The 21,966-nt window shown below is 60.8% G+C and carries 24 protein-coding genes; 18 read left to right on the top strand and 6 right to left on the bottom strand.

Annotation, left to right across the window (positions count from 1 at the left end):
* Window positions 1-2: 2 nt before the first annotated feature.
* From urtD to aidB, 18 genes are all read left to right on the top strand, one after another.
* Window positions 3-764 (top strand): urea ABC transporter ATP-binding protein UrtD, encoded by a 762-nt coding sequence (gene urtD / locus ASB65_RS20915; RefSeq protein ID WP_060725243.1) that lies wholly within the window; start codon window positions 3-5, stop codon window positions 762-764.
* Window positions 765-840: 76 nt separating this feature from the next.
* A complete protein-coding gene (locus ASB65_RS20910) occupies window positions 841-1,359 on the top strand; it encodes a hypothetical protein (protein ID WP_060725242.1) in 519 nt (172 codons plus the stop codon).
* Window positions 1,360-1,373: 14 nt separating this feature from the next.
* Window positions 1,374-2,069 (top strand): urea ABC transporter ATP-binding subunit UrtE, encoded by a 696-nt coding sequence (gene urtE / locus ASB65_RS20905; protein ID WP_003510152.1) that lies wholly within the window; start codon window positions 1,374-1,376, stop codon window positions 2,067-2,069.
* 242 nt (window positions 2,070-2,311) lie between these two features.
* Window positions 2,312-3,565 (top strand): alpha/beta hydrolase family esterase, encoded by a 1,254-nt coding sequence (locus ASB65_RS20900; protein ID WP_060725241.1) that lies wholly within the window; start codon window positions 2,312-2,314, stop codon window positions 3,563-3,565.
* Window positions 3,472-4,323, top strand: a complete 852-nt coding sequence (locus ASB65_RS20895) for an urease accessory protein UreD (RefSeq protein WP_060725240.1) — start codon at window positions 3,472-3,474, stop codon at window positions 4,321-4,323. The genes ASB65_RS20900 and ASB65_RS20895 overlap by 94 nt, the downstream gene beginning before the upstream one ends.
* Before the next feature lie 109 nt (window positions 4,324-4,432).
* Window positions 4,433-4,735, top strand: coding sequence for an urease subunit gamma (locus ASB65_RS20890; protein ID WP_003510146.1), 303 nt, complete (start codon window positions 4,433-4,435; stop codon window positions 4,733-4,735).
* Between the two features lie 9 nt (window positions 4,736-4,744).
* Window positions 4,745-5,002 carry a DUF1272 domain-containing protein gene (locus ASB65_RS20885; RefSeq protein ID WP_003510145.1) on the top strand — a complete coding sequence of 86 codons (258 nt, stop codon included), beginning with the start codon at window positions 4,745-4,747 and terminating at the stop codon, window positions 5,000-5,002.
* Window positions 5,003-5,021: 19 nt separating this feature from the next.
* Window positions 5,022-5,327, top strand: a complete 306-nt coding sequence (locus tag ASB65_RS20880; protein WP_003510142.1) for an urease subunit beta — start codon at window positions 5,022-5,024, stop codon at window positions 5,325-5,327.
* A gap of 1 nt (window position 5,328) precedes the next feature.
* Window positions 5,329-5,685: a GFA family protein gene (locus tag ASB65_RS20875; protein WP_003510140.1), complete on the top strand. Its 357-nt coding sequence runs from the start codon at window positions 5,329-5,331 to the stop codon at window positions 5,683-5,685.
* 3 nt (window positions 5,686-5,688) lie between these two features.
* Window positions 5,689-6,111: a lysozyme inhibitor LprI family protein gene (locus ASB65_RS20870; RefSeq protein WP_080868459.1), complete on the top strand. Its 423-nt coding sequence runs from the start codon at window positions 5,689-5,691 to the stop codon at window positions 6,109-6,111.
* Between the two features lie 4 nt (window positions 6,112-6,115).
* On the top strand, window positions 6,116-6,760 hold the full coding sequence (locus ASB65_RS20865) for a hypothetical protein (RefSeq protein ID WP_020813389.1): 645 nt from the start codon (window positions 6,116-6,118) through the stop codon (window positions 6,758-6,760).
* A gap of 4 nt (window positions 6,761-6,764) precedes the next feature.
* Window positions 6,765-8,474, top strand: coding sequence for an urease subunit alpha (gene ureC, locus ASB65_RS20860; protein WP_060725239.1), 1,710 nt, complete (start codon window positions 6,765-6,767; stop codon window positions 8,472-8,474).
* Between the two features lie 9 nt (window positions 8,475-8,483).
* Window positions 8,484-9,155 (top strand): TIGR02117 family protein, encoded by a 672-nt coding sequence (locus ASB65_RS20855; protein WP_060725238.1) that lies wholly within the window; start codon window positions 8,484-8,486, stop codon window positions 9,153-9,155.
* Window positions 9,156-9,298: 143 nt separating this feature from the next.
* Window positions 9,299-9,835: a peroxiredoxin gene (locus ASB65_RS20850; protein ID WP_003510133.1), complete on the top strand. Its 537-nt coding sequence runs from the start codon at window positions 9,299-9,301 to the stop codon at window positions 9,833-9,835.
* Window positions 9,836-10,133: 298 nt separating this feature from the next.
* Entirely contained in the window at window positions 10,134-10,607 is a 474-nt protein-coding gene (gene ureE, locus ASB65_RS20845; RefSeq protein WP_060725237.1) for an urease accessory protein UreE, read from the top strand.
* 3 nt (window positions 10,608-10,610) lie between these two features.
* Window positions 10,611-11,282, top strand: a complete 672-nt coding sequence (locus tag ASB65_RS20840) for an urease accessory protein UreF (protein WP_020813393.1) — start codon at window positions 10,611-10,613, stop codon at window positions 11,280-11,282.
* Window positions 11,283-11,430: 148 nt separating this feature from the next.
* The gene (gene ureG / locus ASB65_RS20835) at window positions 11,431-12,042 is read left to right on the top strand and encodes an urease accessory protein UreG (RefSeq protein ID WP_020813394.1); all 612 of its coding nucleotides are present in this window, start codon (window positions 11,431-11,433) and stop codon (window positions 12,040-12,042) included.
* A gap of 3 nt (window positions 12,043-12,045) precedes the next feature.
* Window positions 12,046-12,870 carry an AidB family quorum-quenching N-acyl homoserine lactonase gene (gene aidB, locus ASB65_RS20830; protein ID WP_060725236.1) on the top strand — a complete coding sequence of 275 codons (825 nt, stop codon included), beginning with the start codon at window positions 12,046-12,048 and terminating at the stop codon, window positions 12,868-12,870.
* Window positions 12,871-12,942: 72 nt separating this feature from the next.
* Here aidB and ASB65_RS20825 read toward each other — a convergent pair whose 3' ends face one another.
* The 6 genes from ASB65_RS20825 to ASB65_RS20800 form a co-directional block, all read right to left on the bottom strand.
* Window positions 12,943-13,632 carry a Crp/Fnr family transcriptional regulator gene (locus ASB65_RS20825; RefSeq protein WP_003510124.1) on the bottom strand — a complete coding sequence of 230 codons (690 nt, stop codon included), beginning with the start codon at window positions 13,630-13,632 and terminating at the stop codon, window positions 12,943-12,945.
* A 478-nt stretch (window positions 13,633-14,110) separates the two neighbouring features.
* The gene (locus ASB65_RS20820; protein WP_060725235.1) at window positions 14,111-17,431 is read right to left on the bottom strand and encodes an efflux RND transporter permease subunit; all 3,321 of its coding nucleotides are present in this window, start codon (window positions 17,429-17,431) and stop codon (window positions 14,111-14,113) included.
* A gap of 13 nt (window positions 17,432-17,444) precedes the next feature.
* On the bottom strand, window positions 17,445-18,638 hold the full coding sequence (locus tag ASB65_RS20815; RefSeq protein ID WP_003510119.1) for an efflux RND transporter periplasmic adaptor subunit: 1,194 nt from the start codon (window positions 18,636-18,638) through the stop codon (window positions 17,445-17,447).
* A 361-nt stretch (window positions 18,639-18,999) separates the two neighbouring features.
* A complete protein-coding gene (locus ASB65_RS20810) occupies window positions 19,000-19,992 on the bottom strand; it encodes an ABC transporter substrate-binding protein (RefSeq protein WP_060725234.1) in 993 nt (330 codons plus the stop codon).
* Window positions 19,993-20,013: 21 nt separating this feature from the next.
* Window positions 20,014-20,886, bottom strand: coding sequence for an ABC transporter permease (locus ASB65_RS20805; RefSeq protein WP_003510113.1), 873 nt, complete (start codon window positions 20,884-20,886; stop codon window positions 20,014-20,016).
* On the bottom strand, window positions 20,883-21,758 hold the full coding sequence (locus ASB65_RS20800) for an ABC transporter permease (protein ID WP_003510111.1): 876 nt from the start codon (window positions 21,756-21,758) through the stop codon (window positions 20,883-20,885). The genes ASB65_RS20805 and ASB65_RS20800 overlap by 4 nt, the downstream gene beginning before the upstream one ends.
* Window positions 21,759-21,966: the final 208 nt, after the last annotated feature.

Here is a 21,966-nt window from a genome sequence, read left to right as displayed (position 1 = left end):
CCATGAACACGGTTTCCGAAAACAGAACCAAGAGCCTGCTTTATCTCGATGGCGTTTCCGTTTCTTTCGATGGTTTCAAGGCGCTCAACTCGCTCTCCTTCGTGGTGGAGCCCGGTGAACTCCGCGCCATCATCGGCCCGAATGGCGCGGGCAAGACGACGATGATGGATATCATCACCGGCAAGACGCGGCCGGACACGGGCAGGGTGCTGTTTGAAGACAGTATCGATCTCACGAAAAAGGATGAGGCGGATATCGCCCAGCTCGGCATCGGGCGGAAGTTCCAGAAGCCGACGGTGTTTGAAAGCCATACCGTCTGGGACAATCTGGAACTGGCGCTGAACCGCAAGCGCGGCGTCTTCGCCACGCTGTTCTATCGGCTGACGGAGGAGGACAAGGCGCGCATCGAGGAAATCCTCGCCACCGTGCGTCTCGGCCACCGCCGCGGCGATCTCGCCGCCAACCTTTCGCATGGCCAGAAACAGTGGCTTGAGATCGGCATGCTGCTCGCGCAGGAACCGAAGCTGCTGCTGGTGGACGAGCCTGTCGCCGGCATGACGGATGCAGAGACGGCGGAAACCGCCGTGCTTTTGAAGGAGATCGCGAAGACCCGTTCGGTTGTCGTGGTGGAGCACGATATGGGCTTCATCCGCGAACTGGGCGTGAAGGTGACGTGTCTTGCCGAAGGCTCGGTGCTGGCCGAAGGGTCGATCGATTTTGTGTCCAGCGATCCGAAGGTGATCGAGAATTATCTGGGGCGTTAGAAAGAATGTTCTTCTACTTGTGCCTGTAATAATAACCGGATTTAAGTTGAAAAATTTAAGATCTGGAGTTGATTTGATGGCGTTGATCGGAATTCTGGTTATGGCAATCGGCGGTGCGGCTGTCTGGTATTGGCGGCTGAAAATGGCGCGTGAGGCGGGTAGCGAGATCATCGATACCGTCGAAAAAATGCGCGGCGCTTATAAGCGCAGATCGTTTCGGAAGAAGGCCGAAGTCGCTCCGATAGCCTCCATTCGCGATCCGGCTATCGCTGCGGTGGCATTCTTCATGTGCCTTGCGAACGAAAAGCCGATGTATCTCGACATGGCCAAAAATGTCGTTCGCGACAGGATGAAAGGCATCGTCCCGCCAGCGGATATGGAGGAAGTTATCGTCTTTGGAGAGTGGGCGTCCAGAAATGTCGTTAATCCCGAAGACCCAATTCGCAGGTTTCGCGATTTATGGGCAAATACGCTCGATTTCGATGAAAGACGCCAACTGATCGATATCGCCGAAGAGGTTAGCCGAGTGGGGGGTGACAAGACCTCCGAGCAGGATCTCGCTCTGCAGGCCTTGCGACGAACATTATTGAATTAGAACAGGTGGGTGAAATGCTGACAGTCGAAAACATCAACCTCCACTATGGCGCGGCGCAGGCCCTGCGCGGCGTGTCGCTGAAAGCGGAGATGGGCAAGATCACCTGTGTTCTCGGCCGCAACGGCGTCGGCAAAAGCTCACTCTTGCGTGCCGTCACCGGCCAGCAGGCCACCAGCGCCGGCACCATCCGTTTCGGCGATGCGGCGCTCGACGGGCTCGCACCTTACCAGCGGGCTAAGCGCGGGGTGGGTTACGTGCCGCAGGGACGGGAAATCTTTCCGCTGCTCAGCGTGCAGGAAAATCTGGAGAGCGGTTATGCGCCGCTGCCGCGCAGGGAGCGTTTCATCCCGGACGATATTTTCAGCCTGTTTCCGGTGCTGCAAACCATGCTGTCGCGGCGCGGCGGCGATCTCTCGGGTGGCCAGCAGCAGCAGCTTGCGATTGGCCGGGCGCTGGTGACACGGCCGAAAATCCTCGTCCTCGACGAGCCGACGGAAGGCATCCAGCCGTCGATCATCAAGGATATCGGCCGGGCGATCAAATATCTGCGCGACTCCACCGGTATGGCGATCCTGCTGGTCGAGCAATATCTGGATTTCTGCCGCGAGCTTGCCGATTACGTCTACATCATGGACCGCGGTGAAATCGTGCATGAGGGGCTGGCCGAAACGCTGGATACGCCGGAAGCGCGGCGGCATCTGACGGTGTAATGTTGCGTGCGCCGATCACGGCATAAAAACGGCCGATTAATATTTTGAAAGTCTATGCGCCTGTGCATGGCTTTCATGCGTAATTTTAGCGTTTCATTAAGTAAAAGCCTATGGTATTGGGCGCATGAAATGCTGCATGCGAGACACAGAAGAAGTCTATTCGCACGCCGCGACTGTTGATCCCTTACATTTCCCGCACGCTCGACGTATCGTCGGGAAACTGTGCCAATAAAGGCGTGTCAATGATTCAAGACTTTGCAGTGGGCCGGGCTTCCCGGTTGGTGCGTTCCGCACGCAGCCTGTTCCTCGGGCTGGTGATCAGCGCAAGCGCAGGGGCCGCAGCGTCGGCATCGACCTGCGGTCAGGGTATTGTTCCCGGCATGGAACCGGGTCGGCACGACTTTTCCATTCTCTCCAACGGTGAAAAACGCGACGGCGTCTATTTTGTTCCATCGGCCTATGATGGAAATAAGCCGCTGCCGGTCGTGTTCGATTTCCATGGCTCCAACAGCAATCCGCATGGTCAGCTGAACCGCAGCGGCTGGGACAAGCTTGCCGAGCGTGACGGTCTCATGGTCGTGGCGCTGGCCGGCAGCCTGAGCGGCGAATTGCCGGGCACCCATGCCTGGAATGTTCCCGGTGTCACCAAGCGGCCGGGCGGGCTCGATGAAGTCGGTTTCATCCGCGATGCCATCACCATGGTGAAGGGCAAGTTCTGCGTGGATGAGGAGCGTTTTTATGGCTCCGGTTATTCCGGCGGCGGGCGCATGCTGTCGCAATTCATCTGCAGCGGCAACGCGGATTTTAACGCTGCCGGCTTCGTTGCTTCGCTCCGCGCGGGTTATCCGCTGGAGACGGAAGGCAAGTGGGGACCGGATGCGGCAAGCTGCCAGCCTGTGCGGCCAATGTCGATCATCGCCTTTGCCGGGCTGAAAGACCCCGCCAATCCCTATCAGGGCGGCGGCAAGTCCTATTGGCAATATGGCGGCGAAACGGCGTTGAAGCGCTGGGCCGAAATGGATGGCTGCAAGGGCGCTGCGAAAAGCAAGGTGGGCGAAAGCTTCACCGTCAATTCCTATGATGTCTGCAAGGCTGGTGCACGCATCCAGTCCTATGTCATCAACGACTGGGACCACGCCTGGCCGCGCGCCACCATGAAGGCCGAGGTTCTGGCCGCTAACGCCGTCGTCACCCGCAAGCCGGGCGGCGAGCAGACACCGAAGGCGGAACCGGCCGTGGAGCGCAAGATGCCCACAGGCGAAGTGACACGCACGGTTGATGCGGCCGAAAGAATGTGGGATTTCTTCCGCAATACGGAAGGGCAGCTTGTCGTGGATGCCGTCGTCAAGAAGGATTGCGGCGCCAAGACCTCGTCCGCTTCCGCAACCGTTTCGGAGACCGCGTGCAGCAGCAACAGCAAGCCATCGGCCCTTCCGGTCGCCAAGACGCTCAACCTGTCCGGCAGCAACGCGCCCGTGGCAGAGGACGCATTGTAACAAAGGCTGTTGAAGGCCGCAGCCGGCTGGACGAACTGTTCCAGGAAGGCTGCGCGAAAATCCGCCTGCCGGAAACCTTCTCAAACGAAGCGGAAGCCATCCTCATCAATTCCTCCGGCGGCCTGACCGGCGGAGACGAAATCGAATGGCAGGCCACGGCCGGCGCCGGCACCTCGCTTGTTGTGACCACGCAGGCCTGCGAAAAGGTCTATAAGGCATCATCAGGCACCGCCGCCGTGACCGCCCGCGTTTCCGCCGGGCCGGGTGCGAAGCTGCATTGGCTGCCGCAGGAGACCATCCTCTTCGACCGTGCTTCCTTGACCCGCCGGCTGGAAGCCGATCTCGACCAATCCTCCGAATTCATCGCTGTCGAAGCCGTGCTGCTCGGCCGTAAGGCCATGGGCGAGGCGATGACGCATGGTCTCTTTCGTGACCGCTGGCGTATTCGCCATGGAGGCAGGCTGGTGCATGCGGAAGAACTTGTGCTTGAAGGCGAGGTGGCGGCGCTGACGGCGAAACCGGCGGTTCTGGCTGGTCAGGTGGCCTTTGCCACGCTTCTTTATATCGGGCCGCTGGCTGAGGCGCTTCTGCCTAAAATCCGGGCTATTGCCGGTGAAAGCGGCGGCGCCAGCGAATGGCAGGGCAAGCTTGTCGTTCGCGTCTCTGCCGAAGATGGTTTCTCCTTGAGAAAATTGCTTTTTCCGATCATTTCGCTCTTGCGAAACGGCGCGCCAGTGCCGAAAGTCTGGAATCTGTAAACCCTTAAGGTTGCCCCGCGACAGGCGTCCTTCGGGGTCTGTCAACACGTCGGATCTGCCTGCCACAATCGCGCTGTTTGCGGGGCAGGTGCCAAGCTGCGGGACCACGATGAACCTTAGCCCAAGAGAAAAAGACAAGCTGCTGATTTCCATGGCCGCCATGGTGGCGCGCCGCCGGCTGGAACGCGGCGTGAAGCTCAACTATCCCGAAGCGATTGCGCTGATTACCGATTTCGTGGTCGAGGGCGCCCGCGATGGTCGCGCTGTGGCCGACCTGATGGAAGCCGGCGCGCATGTCATTACCCGCGATCAGGTGATGGATGGTATCGCCGAGATGATCCATGATGTGCAGGTGGAAGCGACCTTTCCTGACGGCACCAAGCTGGTGACCGTTCACGAACCGATCCGTTGAGGGGTTGATATGGCGCTGGAACTTCGGCCCAATTGCGAATGCTGCGACCGCGATCTTGCGCCCGATAACAGGGATGCGATGATCTGCTCGTTCGAATGCACTTTCTGCGTCGACTGCGTGACGGGCGTGCTTGATGGCGCCTGCCCGAATTGCGGCGGTGAGCTGGTTCGCAGGCCCGTTCGTCCGGCGGCCAGGCTCATCAACAACCCGGCATCGACGAAGCGGGTGCTGAAGGCGGAAGGCTGCGCGGCAGCCACGGCCGCGTGAGAAAGACAAGGGGAGCACCATGAAACCAGGCGAAATCATTGCCGCAGAAGGCACCATCGAACTCAATGCCGGCCAGCCGACGGTGACGATCGAGGTGGCCAATTCGGGCGACCGGCCGGTGCAGGTGGGCAGCCATTATCATTTCTTCGAGACCAATGCGGGTCTCATCTTCGACCGCGACAGGGCGCGCGGCATGCGTCTCGATATTCCCGCGGGCACGGCGGTTCGTTTCGAACCCGGCCAGAAGCGGGAAGTGACGCTGGTGCCGCTTTCCGGCAAGCGTGAGGTTTATGGTTTCCGTCAACAGGTCATGGGGAGGTTATGAAATGGCGACGGCGCATTATCATGGAAGCTGCCAGTGCGGCAGCGTCAGCTTCGAGGTCGATGCCGATCTCGATCACACTGTTGTCTGCAATTGCTCGCGCTGCAAGCGTCTTGGCTCCACGCTCGCTTTCGCGCCGCGTGACAAGTTCACGCTGCTTTCCGGCGAGGACAAGCTGGCGGAATATCTCTTCAACAAACACAAGATCCATCATCTTTTCTGCTCCACCTGCGGCATCGAGAGTTTTGCTTATGCCGACGGGCCGGATGGAACGCCGATGGTGGCAGTGAACGCCAATTGTCTTGATGGTGTTGATCCCCGGGCGCTGAAGCCGCAGGCTTTCGACGGCGCGGCGGCCTGAGGGATGGAGATGAGCCGAAACAAGGTCTTCATGGCGGCCGTGCTTCTCAGCGCGACCGCCGGATTTTCCACGCCGGCCGCAGCGCAGAGCGAGCCGGACTGCAAGGCGCCGCAGACGCAGGCGGACATGACCATCTGCGCCGGCAAGGATTACGAAAAGGCCGACAAGCAGTTGAACGGCGAATATCAGAAGCTGCGCAAGCTGCTCACCGAGCGCGACAAGACCGCGGAGGCGGATGGCAAGGGTGCGACCGACGCCCTGGTGACTGCCCAGCGCGCCTGGGTGGCGTTTCGTGACGCCAATTGTGCGCTTTCAGGCTTTCAGGCGCGTGGCGGCTCGATGGAACCGATGCTGATTTCCTCCTGCCTCGCCGATATGAGCGGCAAGCGGGCGGAAGAACTGCGTCAGCTGTCGGAAGGTTTCTGAACGCATGGGGCGGCGGATCACGATCGTCGGAAACGGGGAACTGCCGCCGGGCGTGGCTGATTTCATCGACCGTTCCGACATCGTCATCCGCTTCAATGATTGCCGGTCGCTGGGGCTGGGCGGTACGCGCACCGATGTGGTGGCCGTATGCAACACCGGGCGGCCGGGCCTCGAGATGACCGAGGGCACCGAATGGCGCGAGAGCGACGGTGTGCGGCAGGCCGCTGCCATCTGGTCCGTGCGGGATCCCGCAAAATTTTCAGAAATGGAACCGGACATACGCGCACGCTGGCCGGAACTGACAGATTTCTGCGCCGATTACACCGAAGGCTTTGCCGCCATCGCCCGCGAGACCGGCAAGAGCCACATCGTCATTCCGCGCGGCGTGCATGAAAGGCTCGATGTTGCGCTAGAAGCCTATGCGCCCGCGCCCTATGTCTGCCCCAGCACAGGCCTTGTCACCATTGCCCATGTTCTTGAGAACGTGAGCGGCGATGGTGACGAAGTGGCGATTGCCGGTTTCGGCCATCAGGGCTGGAGCGGCCATCCATTTGCTGCCGAACAACAGCTGGTAGAAGCCCTTGCGGGCGAGGGCCAGCTCACACGAATTTCTCCCACATCGATTTTCTCCGCGTCCGAAGGAGCCTGAGCCCATGCCTTACAAGATTTCCCGCGCCGCCTATGCCGGCATGTTTGGCCCGACCGTGGGCGACAAGGTGCGCCTTGCCGACACCGAACTCTTCATCGAGATCGAGAAGGACCACACCACCTATGGCGAGGAAGTGAAATTCGGCGGCGGCAAGGTCATTCGCGACGGCATGGGCCAGAGTCAGGCGACGCGGGCCGAAGGGGCGGTCGATACCGTCATCACCAATGTGGTGATCGTCGACCATAGCGGCATCTACAAGGCGGATGTGGGCCTGAAGAACGGCCGCATTCACGCCATCGGCAAGGCGGGCAACCCCGATACGCAGCCGGGCGTGACGATCATCGTCGGCCCCTCGACGGAGGCGATTGCCGGTGAAGGCAAGATCCTGACCGCCGGCGGCATGGATGCGCATATTCACTTCATCTGCCCGCAGCAGATCGAAGAAGCACTGATGAGCGGAGTCACCTGCATGCTCGGTGGCGGTTCCGGCCCCGCGCACGGCACGCTCGCCACCACCTGCACCGGCGCATGGCATATCGAGCGCATGATCGAAAGCTTCGATGCTTTCCCGATGAATCTCGCGCTCGCCGGCAAGGGCAATGCCTCGCTGCCAGCGCCTCTGGAAGAGATGATCCTTGCCGGCGCTTCCTCGCTGAAATTGCATGAGGACTGGGGCACGACGCCTGCCGCCATCGACAATTGCCTGACGGTGGCCGATGAATACGACGTGCAGGTGATGATCCACACCGATACGCTGAACGAAAGCGGTTTCGTGGAGGACACTGTCGCCGCCATCAGAGGTCGCACTATCCATGCCTTCCACACCGAAGGTGCGGGCGGCGGCCATGCGCCTGATATCATCAAGGTCTGCGGCAACCCGAACGTCATTCCGTCCTCCACCAATCCGACGCGGCCCTATACCGTCAATACGCTGGCCGAACATCTCGACATGCTGATGGTGTGCCACCACCTGTCGCCGTCCATCCCTGAAGACATTGCCTTTGCCGAAAGCCGCATCCGCAAGGAAACCATTGCGGCGGAGGATATTCTCCACGATCTCGGCGCGTTTTCGATCATTTCGTCCGACAGTCAGGCCATGGGCCGTGTCGGCGAGGTGGCGATCCGTACCTGGCAGACAGCCGACAAGATGAAGCGCCAGCGCGGCCGCCTGAAGGAAGAGACCGGCGAAAACGACAATTTCCGCGTCCGCCGTTACATCGCCAAATATACCATCAACCCGGCCATCGCCCAGGGCGTCAGCCATGAGATCGGCTCGATCGAAGTCGGCAAGCGCGCCGATCTGGTGTTGTGGAACCCGGCCTTTTTCGGCGTGAAGCCGGAGATGGTGCTGCTCGGCGGTTCGATTGCCGCAGCCCCGATGGGCGATCCCAATGCCTCCATTCCCACGCCGCAGCCGATGCATTACCGGCCGATGTTTGCCGCCTATGGCAAGCTGCGCACCAATTCCTCGGTCACATTCGTTTCGCAGGCGTCGCTGGATGCCGGCCTTGCCCAACGCCTCGGCGTGGCGAAAAAGCTGCTGCCGGTGAAGAATGTACGCGGCGGCATTTCCAAGGCGTCGATGATCCATAATTCGCTGACGCCGCATATCGAGGTCGATCCGGAAACCTATGAGGTGAGGGCGGATGGCGAGCTTTTGACCTGCGAGCCGGCCACGGTGCTGCCGATGGCGCAGCGTTATTTCCTGTTTTAACGGCATTTCATGGTGAGATTTATCACAAGGTGGATCGGCGGCGGCACGCTGCTGCTCCTCCTGCTCCTTCTGCTCGGCACTGTCCTGCCGCGCCCGTTTTTCGCCGATGAGGTGAACGGGGGCGTGAAAGACCGCGAAATCCTGCTGTTATCCAACCCGATCCACACCGATATTGCGTTGCCGATCGATGACGATCTGCGGCGGGTCTTTTCCGAATTGCAGGAGGACGGCATTGCCGTCAACCACCCGGCGGCCGCTTATCTGGTGTTCGGCTGGGGCGGCCGGTCATTTTATACCGAGACACCCACCTGGGCCGATCTGAAGCCCATGCCGGTCTTGCGCTCGCTGACGCTTGACCAGTCGGTGATGCATGTGGATGTGACGGGAGGTTTTCCCGCCGATCTTGCCGGGGTAAAGCGCCTTCGCATTTCCGAAGCCGGGTATCAGCGCCTCGTGGCGGCCATTCGTGCCAGCTTTTCGCGCGACAATGGCAAGGTGCGGCTGATACCGGGCGTCGCTTATGGCCTGACGGATGCGTTTTTCGAGGCGAATGGCCGGTTCAACGCCCTTGTCGGCTGCAATACATGGTCGGCTGCCATGTTGCGTGAGGCCGGCATTCGCACCGGCTGGTGGACACCATTGCCGCCGTTTCTGCGCTGGTCGGTGGCGCTGCATGATTGATCCTCGCAAGCCGTGGTTTTCCTCTGACAAAGCCTATTTTTATGCTGCACCGCAGCGCGTCTTGCGTTATGGAAACGGCAAAAGAATTATGCAGGGATCGATCCCAAGTGATCCCTGTAAAACGCCAGAACAGGAGACAAGACATGCTCGGCAAAAAAGTGCCCGCCGTTACCTTCCGCACGCGCGTTCGTGATGAGGCCGTTGGTGGCCCGAACCCCTTCCGTTGGCAGGACATGACCTCCGACGATTATTTCAAGGGCAAGAAGGTCGTTCTGTTTTCGCTGCCCGGCGCTTTCACGCCGACATGCTCGACCTACCAGCTCCCCGATTTCGAAAAGCTGGCGCCGGAATTCCGCGCGCTCGGCGTTGATGAAATCTATTGCCTGTCGGTCAACGACGCCTTCGTCATGAATGCCTGGGCAAAGGGCCAGAACCTCGAAAACGTCAAGGTCATTCCTGACGGTTCGGGCGAGTTCACCCGCAAGATGGGCATGCTTGTCGCCAAGGACAATCTCGGTTTCGGCATGCGCTCCTGGCGTTACGCCGCCGTCGTCAATGATGGCGTCGTCGAGCAGTGGTTCGAGGAAGAGGGCTATCAGGACAATTGCGAATCCGACCCCTATGGCGTTTCCGCGCCGCAGAACATTCTGGAAAACCTCAAGAGCCGCGCTGCGGCCTGATTGTGGGTTTGCGCAGGCCCGGCAGCGATGTCGTGTCTTCGGGCTATCGGCAGGAGGCGAAAATCTCTCCTCCGTCATCCTCGCCGTTGAGGCGAGGATCCATAAGCGCCCGAGGCGTGGATCCTCGGGTCAAGCCCGAGGATGACGTCGAAGGCGGAGAAAGGTTTACGCTTGGCCCGGCAGCAATGCCGGGCTTTGTCGTTCTGGCGGCCATGTGTCCCGAAATCGTGCCTTGAAATCCCCCCGTCTATCCGTCAAAAATCGTAACCCCAAGACTGTTTCTGAAACGGATCATCCCATGCTGCGCGTCACCTCCTATCATCCGGCCGGAACCCCTGCCGACGAACCTTCCGGTTATGTCACTCTGGCGCATGACCAGCGGCATCTTCGCCGCAAGCTGCTGCATCTGCAGAATGACGAGATGGTGATGCTGGACCTGAAGGAAGCCGTGCTGTTTGCCCATGGCGATCTTCTCGTGGTGGAAAACGGCGACCTGATCGAGGTCCGCGCGGCAGACGAAAAGCTCTTCGAAATCAAGGCGAAGGATCGGCTTCACCTGATCGAGCTTGCCTGGCATCTGGGCAACCGGCATCTTTCCGCGCAGATCGAGGAGGAGCGTATTCTCATCCTGCGTGACCACGTCATCCGCGCCATGCTGGAAGGTCTTGGCGCCACCGTGCGTGATGTCGAAGAGCCTTTCCAGCCGGCGCGCGGTGCTTATCATGCCCATGGCGGTCATTCCCACGGCCACCACCATCACGATCACGGCTGAGCCGTGAGCGAAGATCGCGGCGTTGCCGCGCTGCTGCGGCTCATGGCCTGGATGTCGCCTGCCTTTCCGGTTGGCGGTTTTTCCTATTCCGGTGGACTTGAAAAGGCGGTGGAGGATCGGCGCGTCGGGGATGCGGCGGCTCTGCGCGACTGGCTCGAAACGCTTCTGCGCTGCGGCAGCCTGTGGAACGATGCGGTGTTTCTGGCACATGCCTGGCGCAATGCCGAGGACGCCGCCGTCTTGAGCGAAACGGCCGATCTGGCGCGGGCGCTGGCCGGTTCGGCGGAGCGATACCGCGAGACGGTGCTTCTGGGCGATGCCTTCGTTGCCGCCGCCGGCGCCTGGCCGCATGCGGTTCTGGACGTATTGCCCAAAGACGTTCCCTATCCCATCGCTGTCGGGGCAGTCGCCGCCGGTCATGCGGTGCCGCTCAGGGACACGATTGCCGCCTTTTTGCATGCCGGCGTCTCGCAGATCGTGTCGGCGGGCATCCGCCTCGGGGTCGCGGGACAGAAGGATGGTGTCGCCATTCTGGCCGCAAGTGAAGCGATCATCGCGGAGATGGCGGCGCGGGCGATGCAGTCCACGCTCGACGATCTCGGCAGTGCGACGATCATCGCTGACACGGCGGCCATGCGGCATGAAACGCAGGGCACCCGGCTTTTCCGGTCCTGAAGAGCGAGCGGGCGCCACGAGTTTCTTCTCCCCGGCGGGGAGAAGAAACAAGCGGCACGATCCTTGCATATCTTGAAGCGTCCGGCTGGCGGACTATTGTGAAACAATACCAAAGCATATCGAAGGGAACAGAGCGGTGAAATCGGTCATGAAATCGGGCAATGGCCCGCTGCGCGTCGGTATTGGCGGGCCAGTCGGTTCGGGCAAGACGGCGCTGACGGAAAAGCTCTGCAAGGCGATGAGCGCCGATTATTCCGTCGCCGTCGTCACCAACGATATCTATACCAAGGAAGATGCGGAGGCGCTGGTGCGCATGCAGGCGCTGCCTTCCGAGCGTATCGTCGGCGTTGAAACGGGCGGTTGCCCGCATACGGCCATCCGCGAGGATGCGACGATCAATCTGCAGGCGATTGCCGGGCTTAATGCGCGCTTTCCCGATCTTGATGTGGTCTTCATCGAATCCGGCGGCGACAATCTCGCCGCGACCTTTTCGCCCGACCTTGCCGATATCACCATCTATGTCATCTCCGTCTGTCAGGGCGAGGAAATTCCGCGCAAGGGCGGGCCGGGCATCACCCGCTCGGACCTGCTGGTCATCAACAAGAAGGACCTAGCGCCCTATGTCGGGGCCGATCTGACCGTCATGGACAGCGATGCGACCCGCATGCGCAACGCCATGCCCTTCGTCTTCACCGATATGAAACGCGGCGATGGCGTGGAGCGCATCGTCGGTTTCCTGAAAGAGCAGGGCGGTCTCTGAAATATGGCAATGTCCCGCCGGTTCGGCGCTTACGAGGTTTCCCGTTTTGTCGACGGTGTCTACAAGGCGCCCGTCGGCCATCTCATCCACCGTCAGGGTGCCGAAGCGCTGGCCGCTGCCCTTGCCGGCCATCAGGGCGAAACGGTGGATATGGACGTCAACTGTTTCGCATTGTCCGGGCCTGACGGCATCTGGCTGATCGATGCCGGTTGCGGCACCGCCTGGGGTGCTGCTTATGGCTATGCCCGCGCGGCGATGGTAGCCGCCGGTATTCAGCCGGCCGATGTAGGGCGTGTCATCCTCACCCATATTCATGGCGATCATGCGCTTGGCCTCATCGATGGCGACCGGCCTTATTTTCCCAATGCCGATATCTGGGTGCCCGAGGCCGATCTCGGATTTTTCAGCAGTGCGGAGGCGCGCAAGACCCTGCCGCCGGCCCGGCAGGGCGGTTTCGATCTTGCCGCGCGGCTGCTCGACATTTGTGGCCCGATGTTGCGGCCGATCCCGACAGGCAGGATTGCCGAGGACGTGGAAGCCATCGCCATGCCCGGCCATACACCGGGACATACCGGTTACCTGATCGGCAATGGTGATGAGCGGATGTTATTATGGGGCGATGTTCTGCATGTGAGCGACTTGCAGGTGAAGGATCCCGGTGTCGGTTTCGTCTACGATATCGATTCTGCGCTTGCTTACCAAACACGCCTTGAGGCGCTGGCCGAGGCCGCCGATCACGGCTGGCTGGTTTCCGGCGGTCATCTCGGCGGATTTTTCCGTGTCGAGCGGCAGGGTGACAGCTTCCGCTTTGTGTCTCAGCCGGACTGATTTTTCGATTTCGGACATGCAGAAGGGCGGAATACCCTAAGGCATCCCGCCCTTCGTCCTCTCCCGGTGTCTTCAGATCTGCTTCAGCGCCGCAACATCATTGACCTGCACGATGCGGCCGCGCACGGTGACGCCAGCTTTTTTCAGTGCCGAGAAGGCGCGTGAGAGCGCTTCCGGTGCAAGGCCAAGCTTGCCGGCAAGCAGGCTTTTCTGGAACGGCAGCCGCAGCGAAAAGGATGTGGCGTCGCGCGGTCCCTGATTGATGAGGTAATGGGCGACACGCTGCGGCGCTGTCTGCAACCGGTCATTGGCGATGCAGTCCATGGTGGCCAGCAGGCTGTTGGACAGGCAGCGCATGACGGCCTTGGCGATTGCCGGTTCCTGATCGATCAGGCTGCGGATTCTTGTGAGTTCGAACCGCGCCACGGTGCAGCTTTCCGCCGCCTGCGCGCTGTAACGATAGGTATCGCTGCCGAAAATCAGGCATTCGTTGAAGGTATCGCCGGGGCCGCTGACGCGCACATCCGCCTCGCGCCCGTGCCTGTCCAGCCGGTAAAGCCTGATGTAACCCGACAGCACGCAGTAGAAATGCTGCGCGGCTTCGCCTTCCTTGAAGAGCACATGGCGGGCATTCACATTGGTGATGGTCGCCGCTTCCATCAGCTTCAGCGCCGCTGCATCATCCGCTATCCCGATCAAGGGCGCGCGCAGCAGAATGTTCCTGTCCCTGTTGCTCAGCTTCACGGTCTTGTTCACGTCCATTCGGCTCCCGCTCAAACCTTTTGCCGGGCTGTCCGAAGCGATACGAAACCGGGGAAGTTCCTTCTCCCTCACGCCTATCTGCACAGAACTCATCGCATTATCCCTCGACCGGCAATTCCCGATGCGAGGGAGATTAGCAGTTCACCTGGAAAGCGAATTGATTTCGATCAAACAGGATTTGAGTTGTCATTTGGGACAGCGGGAATGCTGCGAGACCATTCCTGCTCAAGAATGTGAGGAGGAATATGGAGCGGGCGAGTGCCACATATTTCTTCTCCCCGCCGGGAGAAGTCCGCGGCAGCGGGATGAGGGGGCAAGGGTAGCGATGTCCGGAGAGCTTGCCCACTCATCCGACCCTTCGGGCCACCTTCTCCCCCTCGGCGAGAAGAAACAAGAGGCGGCGCTTTGTCCTTAAACGTCCACCCAAAAAGAAACGCCGGGCACATGGCCCGGCGTCTCAATCGTTACGCTGCAAACTTCACTCCGCAGCAAGCGGCGGCAACCGCAATATATTGCTGCCCTTGTCACCGGCCTTGTCGCCGCTGCCCTTTTCCATGCCGGCCACCCGTGCCTCCAGCGAGGAGAGAGCCAGGCTGTTTTCGCGGGCGATCTCCGAGAGTTTCTCGTTGGAGAGCGCTTCTTCCTCCTCTTCCTTCTTGCCGACGAAGCGGCCGAAGAGGTGGGCGAGCAGGCGCGACAGGTCGTCCATGATCAGGAAGAAGGCCGGGACCACGATCAGGGACAGCACCGTCGAAACGATGATGCCGCCGATCACCGCAATCGCCATCGGCGCGCGGAACGAACCGCCTTCGCCGACGCCGAGCGCCGAGGGCAACATGCCCGCGGACATGGCGATGGAGGTCATGATGATCGGGCGGGCGCGCTTGCGGCCGGCCTCCACCATGGCATGCACCCGTTCCATGCCGTGTCGGCGCATTTCGATGGCGAAATCCACCAGCAGGATGGCGTTCTTCGTCACGATGCCCATCAGCATCAGGATGCCGATGAGAACGGGCATGGAGAGCGCGTTCTGCGTGATGATGAGTGCGACGGCCACGCCGCCGATGGCAAGCGGCAGCGAGAACAGGATGGTGAAGGGCTGGATGACATCCTTGAACAGCAGGATGAGCACGACCAGCACCAGCATCAGGCCAAGCAGCATGGCGTTCACGAAGCCCTGCTGCATTTCGCCCTGCACCTTGGCGTCGCCGCTTTCGGCAAGGCGAACACTTGCCGGCAGGTCGGTTTCCGAGACGATGCGCTTGAACTCAGCCGTCGAGGTATCGAGCGCCGTGCCAAACGGGACGTCGGAGCCGATGGAGACCACGCGGTTGCGGTCGTTGCGCTTGATCGAGCTTGGACCTTCCGAATAGTCGATATCGGCAACGCTATAGAGCGGCACCAGCGACCCGGAGGCGGTCTTGATCTTCAGCGCGCGGATGGTGGCGAGATCACGACGTGTATCGAGCGAGGCCTGCACGCGGATCGGGATCTGCCGGTCATCAAGCGAAATCTTCGTCAGCTGGGCGTCGATATCACCGATGGTGGCGACACGCACCGTCTGCGAAATCTGCTGCGGCGTGATGCCGAGGCGGGCGATTTCGTCCTTGCGCGGGCGGATCTGCAGTTCGGGGCGGGGCAATGCACCTTCCGAGCTGACATTGGCAAGGATGGGCGAGGCGCGCAGGCGGCTTTCGAGAATGCCGACGGCGTCGTTCAGGTCCTTCTCATTGGTGGAGAGGAAGTTGAAGGAGAGTTCGCGTTCCGCACGGTCGTTCAGCTTGATGATGCGGACATCCGGAATGCCGCGAACCTGCGCGAAAATATCCCGTTCCACATCCCATTGCGGACGTACGCGGCCCTTTTCCTCCACCTTCGGCAGATATTGGCCGATGAGCGGAATGGAGCCGAGCCCCTTGTTGACCACCAGCTTGAGCAGCGAATGGTCGATATGCTGCAGAATGACGTTAACGGTGGCGCGGCGAAGCTCCAGGTCCCCCTTGGGCGACGCGCCGCCAAGGATGAAGACGCTTTCCACGCCGTTGATGTCCCGCAGCGCGTGATAGATCTGCGTCGTCGTCCGGTCTGTCTCGTCAAGCGTCGCATTGGGCGGCAGTTCCACCGAAAGCGTTACGCGTGAGGCGTCGTCCGGCGGCAGGAAGCTGCCGGGTACCTGGCTCAACAGCATGACGGAGGCGACGAGAAACGCGATCGCGCCGAGCAGCGTCAGATACCGCGCCCACCACTTGCGGGTGGTGGCGGTCACCATGCGCGTATAGGCCTTCATCAGCCGGCTGTCATTGTCGTGGTGATCGTCCATCGCGTCTTCGGCGCGCATCAGATAGGCCGCCATCAGCGGCGTGATGAGACGGGCGACCGCGAGCGAAAAGAACACCGAGAAGGCGACCGTCAGGCCGAACTGGATGAAGTACTGGCCCGGAATGCCGGGCATGAACGAGACAGGCACGAAGACGGCAATGATGGTGAAGCTGGTGGCGATGACGGCGAGGCCGATTTCGTCCGCCGCTTCCAGTGCCGCGCGATAGGGCGTCTTGCCCATCTTGATGTGGCGGGCAATGTTCTCGATTTCCACGATGGCGTCGTCCACGAGAATACCCGTGGCGAGCGTGAGCGCGAGGAAGCTGACGAGGTTGAGCGAGAAGCCCATGATATCCATGATCCAGAAGGTCGGGATCGCGGAGAGCGGCAGCGCCACGGCGGCAATCAGGGTTGCGCGCCAGTTGCGGAGGAAGAGCAGGACCACGATGACGGCGAGGATCGCGCCTTCGATCAAAGTGTCGAGCGCCGCCTTGTAGTTGCCATAGGTGAAATAGACGGCGTCATCGACCATTTCGATCGAGACATCAGGATGGTTCTTGCGCACCTGATCGAGGCTTGCCGCCACGGTTTCGGCGACCGAGACCTCGCTGGCGCCCTTGGAGCGGAACACCGCGAAGGTGACGGCGGGGTTGCCGTTGAACCGCGAGAAGGACTTCTGCTCCTCATAGGTGTCTGTGACCGTGCCGAGCTCGGAAAGCTTGACGAAACGGCCGTTGGAAAGCGCAATCGTGGTGTTGGCAAGCTGGCTCACATCGCGTGTGTCGCCGAGCGTGCGGATGGTCTGCTCGTTGCCGCCAACCTGGCCGCGGCCGGAGCCGAGGTCGATATTGGTGCCGCGCAGCTGGCTGTTCACCTCGGTTGCGGTGATGCCATAGGCGTCGAGCTTTTCGGGGCTCAGCGAAACGCGCACCTCGCGGTCGGCGCCGCCGTAACGGTCGACCTTGCCGATGCCGGACTGGCCCTGCAGCGAGCGCTTGATCGTGTCATCCACGAACCAGGACAGTTCTTCCAGCGTCATGTTCGGTGAGGAGACGGCAAAGGTCTGGATTGCCTGTCCCTCGACGTCGATCTTGCTGACGACGGGCACTTCGATATCGGAAGGCAGATCGCTGCGGATCTTGTCGATGGCGTCCTTGGTGTCCTGAACCGCTTCTTCCGTCGGCTTTTCGATGCGGAAGACAACTGTCGTCGTCGACTGGCCGTCGACCACGGTGGACTGGATTTCGTCGACGCCGCTGATGGCGGCGACGGCATCCTCGATCTCCTTCGTCACCTGCATTTCCAGCTCGGAGGGCGAAGCGCCGCTCTGGGTCACGGTGACGGCCACGACGGGAACGTCGATGTTCGGAAAACGGGTGATCGGCAGGGTGTTGAACGCCTGCATGCCGAGGATCATCAAAAGCGCGAAGCCAAGCAGCGGCGCAATCGGGTTACGGATTGACCATGCGGAGAAGTTCATTTCATTCCCTCAGTCAGTTGGACACAGCCGCAGGGGCTTCCACCGGTCTTATCCGGTCACCATCACGCACGAATGCTCCAGCTTTCTCGACAACCTTGTCTCCAGCGGCAAGACCGCTGACAATCTCGATAAAACCGCCGTCTTCAATGCCGGTCTCGATCTTCACCTGCTTGACGATATCGCCTTCCACCTTGCGGGTGGTCGAGCCTTCGCGCCCGGAGGTGACGGCCGACAGCGGCAAAGCGAGCGCATTCGTCTCCTCGACGATGATCGCCGCGCTGGCATACATGCCCGAGCGCGCCGGGCTGTTTTCGGGCAGAACGACATGCACGGAACCGAGGCGCGTCGTCGGATCGACGGTGGGCGAAACGAGGCGCACCTTGCCCTCTATTTTCTCAGCTCCGCCGGCAACCGTCAAATAAGCTTTCTGGCCGACCTTCACCTTCTGGATATCGGTCTCGGACAGATCGGCGACGAGTTCGATCGCGCCGTCCTTGATGACGGTGAAAAGCGGGTTTCCGGCGCCGCTGGCAATCGCGCCGACCTTGGCGTTCTTGGCCGAGACGATACCGGTGACTGGGGTTTTTACACCGGTGCGCGTCAGCTTCAGATCAATGTCGGCGATCTGGGCGTCAACCACCTTGATGTCGGCCTCGCCGGCGGAGACGGCCTGGCGGGCGGCGTTGAGCTTGGCGGCGGCCACTTCGGCCTGTGCCTGGGTCTGTTCCACCTGCGAAACCGAACCGGAGCCGCTCTGGCCGAGCTTTGCGGCGCGGTCGCGCTGGCGGTTCGCGTCGCTCGCGCTCGCTTCGGCTTCCAGCACCTGCGCCTTGGCCTGGGCGACGGCAGCTTCTGCCTTTGCCTTGTTGGCTTCCAGCTGGCTTTTCTGCAGGATGAGGCTGTCGGAAGAAAGCACGGCCAGAACCGCATTCGCTTCCACCCTGTCGCCGATATCAACGTTCAGCGTGTCGATCGACAGGCCATCGACCAGCGGCTGGACGTAGATTTCGTCCACGGGGCGGATCGTGCCTGTCGCGATGATACGGTCCACGAGATCGCGTTTTGCGGCATGTGCGACGACGATGGAAGGCAGGTTCTGCTGTTTGACCGGTGCCTGCGCCTCTCCCTCGGCTGCTGCGGAAAGGGGGAGCGCCGTTGCGGAAAGAAGAAGGAATACAAAGCGGTTAAACGTGACTTTATGCTGCATGTGTCTTGGCTCGCGCAATATTCGATCGCATGTCCTGCAGCCTTGCGGCATATATTAGAAGGTCATGCGATAGCGAATGTGAAACAAGGGATCACAATACTTCCTTTTCGATCCTCCCGATTCAAACGCCCCTCAACGCGAATCTCAAGCACCTTTGCCGAGTGCTTTCTTTACAAGATCAAATTTGGCAGTCTTGTGGGCGGGACTGTAATTCTTGTTGTCGTACAAATCAATCCGCATAGCCGCGATGGTTGATATACATTTTTGTATAGGTCGGGATATTGTAATTCATCAAAAGGGTTACTAGTGAAAAAAACGCGCGGACGGTGCCGCGCGTTCCATGCATCCAGGGTAAATTCGACTACTTCAGCGCCGCATCGGTGATTTCGGTGGTGTAGGCGCCTGTCGGCTCCTTGGTGATGACAGGATCGGAGCCGCCGCCGAGCAGCGTCTTGACGGTGCGCTCGTAATCCGCCTTGTCCAGCGCGCCCTTCGAGCCGGCCGTCAGCTTGGCGACCTCGCCCATCATGCGCTTCTGGTGCTTTTCGGTCTGAGCGCCCGAAGCATCGTTTTCAAGAACGATATCGGCGGCATCGTCTGGGTTTTCTTCCGCCCATTTCCAGCCCTTCATGGAAGCGCGGACAAATTTGACCATGTCTTCCTTGAATTTGGCGTCCTTGAGCTTGTCTTCGAGAACGTAAAGCCCGTCCTCCAGCGTTGCCACGCCTTCCGCCTCGTATTTGAAGGTGACGAGTTCCTCCGGCTTGATGCCGGCATCGATGACCTGCCAATATTCATTATAGGTCATGGTGGAAATGCAGGCGGCCTGCTTTTGCAGCAGCGGATCGACGTTGAAGCCCTGCTTCAAAACCGTGACGCCATCCGCACTGCCGGTGGTCGGGATTTTCAGGTGCGCCATCCACGACAGGAACGGGTATTCGTTGCCGAAGAACCAGACGCCGAGCGTCTTGCCCTTGAAATCTTCCGGCTTGGTGATGCCGGTTTCTTTCAGGCAGGTCAGCATCATGCCTGACGATTTGAACGGCTGGGCGATGTTGACGAGCGGAACACCCTTTTCGCGGGTGGCAAGTGCCGAGGGCATCCAGTCGACGATGACATCCGCGCCGCCGCCGGCCAGAACCTGCGCCGGCGCAATATCAGGGCCGCCGGGCTTGATATCGACATCGAGGCCTTCGGCTTCATAAAAGCCCTTGTCCTTGGCGACGTAATAACCGGCGAATTGCGCCTGGGTGACCCATTTCAGCTGCAGGGTGATCTTGTCGGCGGCCTCGGCGCTCACCGCCGTCAGAAGTGACGCGCCGGCAAGAAGCATGGATGCAAGTTTCATTTTCATCGCTGTTCCCTTTTTCGTTATTTACGTTCGTCCCCCACGGACGGACGGATGCCAGAAGGTGACGGCACGCTCCGCGAGCGCCACCAGACCGTAAAAGCCAGAGCCTGCAAGCGCGGCGACCGCGATTTCGGCCCAGACCATATCGACATTGCTGCGGCCCATTTCCGCCGAGATGCGGAAACCCATGCCGACGATCGGCGTGCCGAAAAATTCCGCGACGATGGCGCCGATCAGCGCCAGCGTGGAATTGATCTTCAGCGCGTTGAAGATGAAAGGCCAGGCGGCGGGCAGGCGCAGTTTTATCAACGTCTGTCCCCAGCCGGCGGCATAGGTGCGCATCAGGTCGCGTTCCATGTGGCTGGAAGCGGCAAGCCCCTGAACCGTGTTCACCAGCATGGGGAAAAACGTCATGATGACGACGACAGCCACTTTCGACTGCCAGTCGAAACCGAACCACATGACCATGATCGGCGCGATGCCGACAACAGGCAGAGCGGAGACGAAATTGCCGATGGGCAGCAGCCCACGCTGGAGGAAGGGAGACCGGTCGATGAGGATGGCGACGATGAAGCCAAGACCGCAGCCGAGCACATAACCTGTCAGCACCGATTTGAGGAAGGTCTGGCGGAAATCGGCCCAGAGGATCGGCAGGGATGTGAGAAGGCGGGCAAGAATGGCGCTCGGTGCCGGCAAGAGGATTGGCGGCACGGCAAAACCGCGCACCACGCCTTCCCACAAGGCGAGAATGGCCAGCCCGAAGAGGAGTGGCACTGCCATGCGGCTCATGCGCTTTGCCGCCGGTGACGAGAAGCTGTGGCGCACCAGCCATTCGTTGAAGGCCCAGGCGGCAAGCCAGAACAGGATCGCGCCAGAAAACCAGAAGGGATTCGTCATGGCCGGGCTCCCATTCTCTTGAGGACGGCTGCGTGGGCGATGCCGATGATCGACACCAGCAGGGCCGCGACGCCGGCGGCCATGAACAGGGCCGCCCATATCTGCACCGTCTGGCCGTAATAGGAGCCGGAAAGCAGGCGCGCGCCGAGCCCGGCGACAGCCCCTGTCGGCAATTCGCCGACGATGGCGCCGACCAGCGCAATGGCGATGGCGATCTTCAGCGAGGTGAAGAGATAGGGCAGCGCCGAGGGCCAGCGCAGCTTCCAGAAGATCTGCGCCGGTGAGGCATTATAGGTGTGCATCAGGTCGAGCTGGAGGGTTTCCGGGCTTCTGAGGCCCTTCACCATGCCGACGACGATGGGGAAGAAGGAGAGATATGTGGAAATCAGCGCCTTGGGCAACAGCCCGGAAATGCCGATGGAATTCAGGACGACGATGATCATCGGCGCGATGGCGAGGATCGGGATGGTCTGGCTGGCGATGATCCACGGCATGACGGAGCGGTCCATGGCGCGGTTATGAATGATCGCGACGGCGAGCAGGATGCCGAGGACAGCGCCGATGGCGAAACCCAGCAGGGTGGCGGAGAGCGTGACGCCGGCGTGGTAGATCAGGCTGCGCTTGGAGGTGATGGCCTTGTTGACGGTGGTGTCCCAGAGTTCCGCGACGATCTGGTGCGGGGCGGGAAGGACCGGACGTTCCTGCGCGAAGGTTTGCGGCAGGAGTTCGGAGAAGCTTGGCGTTTGACCGGCGCGGGTGGCCTGGTCGCGGGCAAAGGGCATGTTGAGGTAGATGACGGCGAGGTGCCAGAGGATGAGGATGGCGAGGAGGACGGTGAGGATGGGGAGGATGCGGTGGCGGAGGAGGGTCATTGGGGAGCCCTCTGTGGGTGGAATTTACGCTTACTCCGTGGGTGCGGCTTACCCCCCTCTGTCCTGCCGGACATCTCCCCCTCAAGGGGGGAGATCGACTCGCGGTTGGGTCTCGCCCATCTCAACGCTTGCGAATGGAGCGGTGGTAGGGCCTCCTGCCGCCTTCTCCCCAAGGGGGAGAAGGTCGCGGCAGCGGGATGAGGGGGCG

This window comes from Agrobacterium tumefaciens str. B6 (genome assembly GCF_001541315.1).
Lineage (GTDB): Bacteria > Pseudomonadota > Alphaproteobacteria > Rhizobiales > Rhizobiaceae > Agrobacterium > Agrobacterium radiobacter.
The sequence above is the reverse complement of the archived record's forward strand: the minus strand, read 5'-3'. Positions and strand labels throughout refer to the sequence as shown.

Bases quoted from the DNA above. Each gene is read 5' to 3' on its own strand.
- urtE (WP_003510152.1), top strand. From the start codon at position 1,374: ATGCTGACAGTCGAAAACATCAACCTCCACTATGGCGCGGCGCAGGCC.
- ureE (WP_060725237.1), top strand. From the start codon at position 10,134: ATGCTGCGCGTCACCTCCTATCATCCGGCCGGAACCCCTGCCGACGAA.
- ASB65_RS20885 (WP_003510145.1), top strand. From the start codon at position 4,745: ATGGCGCTGGAACTTCGGCCCAATTGCGAATGCTGCGACCGCGATCTT.
- urtD (WP_060725243.1), top strand. From the start codon at position 3: ATGAACACGGTTTCCGAAAACAGAACCAAGAGCCTGCTTTATCTCGAT.
- aidB (WP_060725236.1), top strand. From the start codon at position 12,046: ATGGCAATGTCCCGCCGGTTCGGCGCTTACGAGGTTTCCCGTTTTGTC.
- ASB65_RS20890 (WP_003510146.1), top strand. From the start codon at position 4,433: ATGAACCTTAGCCCAAGAGAAAAAGACAAGCTGCTGATTTCCATGGCC.
- ASB65_RS20910 (WP_060725242.1), top strand. From the start codon at position 841: ATGGCGTTGATCGGAATTCTGGTTATGGCAATCGGCGGTGCGGCTGTC.
- ASB65_RS20850 (WP_003510133.1), top strand. From the start codon at position 9,299: ATGCTCGGCAAAAAAGTGCCCGCCGTTACCTTCCGCACGCGCGTTCGT.
- ASB65_RS20875 (WP_003510140.1), top strand. From the start codon at position 5,329: ATGGCGACGGCGCATTATCATGGAAGCTGCCAGTGCGGCAGCGTCAGC.
- ASB65_RS20805 (WP_003510113.1), bottom strand. From the start codon at position 20,886: ATGACGAATCCCTTCTGGTTTTCTGGCGCGATCCTGTTCTGGCTTGCC.
- ASB65_RS20825 (WP_003510124.1), bottom strand. From the start codon at position 13,632: ATGGACGTGAACAAGACCGTGAAGCTGAGCAACAGGGACAGGAACATT.
- ASB65_RS20810 (WP_060725234.1), bottom strand. From the start codon at position 19,992: ATGAAAATGAAACTTGCATCCATGCTTCTTGCCGGCGCGTCACTTCTG.
- ureC (WP_060725239.1), top strand. From the start codon at position 6,765: ATGCCTTACAAGATTTCCCGCGCCGCCTATGCCGGCATGTTTGGCCCG.
- ASB65_RS20870 (WP_080868459.1), top strand. From the start codon at position 5,689: ATGGAGATGAGCCGAAACAAGGTCTTCATGGCGGCCGTGCTTCTCAGC.
- ASB65_RS20815 (WP_003510119.1), bottom strand. From the start codon at position 18,638: ATGCAGCATAAAGTCACGTTTAACCGCTTTGTATTCCTTCTTCTTTCC.
- ASB65_RS20900 (WP_060725241.1), top strand. From the start codon at position 2,312: ATGATTCAAGACTTTGCAGTGGGCCGGGCTTCCCGGTTGGTGCGTTCC.
- ASB65_RS20820 (WP_060725235.1), bottom strand. From the start codon at position 17,431: ATGAACTTCTCCGCATGGTCAATCCGTAACCCGATTGCGCCGCTGCTT.
- ureG (WP_020813394.1), top strand. From the start codon at position 11,431: ATGAAATCGGGCAATGGCCCGCTGCGCGTCGGTATTGGCGGGCCAGTC.
- ASB65_RS20865 (WP_020813389.1), top strand. From the start codon at position 6,116: ATGGGGCGGCGGATCACGATCGTCGGAAACGGGGAACTGCCGCCGGGC.
- ASB65_RS20800 (WP_003510111.1), bottom strand. From the start codon at position 21,758: ATGACCCTCCTCCGCCACCGCATCCTCCCCATCCTCACCGTCCTCCTC.
- ASB65_RS20880 (WP_003510142.1), top strand. From the start codon at position 5,022: ATGAAACCAGGCGAAATCATTGCCGCAGAAGGCACCATCGAACTCAAT.
- ASB65_RS20855 (WP_060725238.1), top strand. From the start codon at position 8,484: ATGGTGAGATTTATCACAAGGTGGATCGGCGGCGGCACGCTGCTGCTC.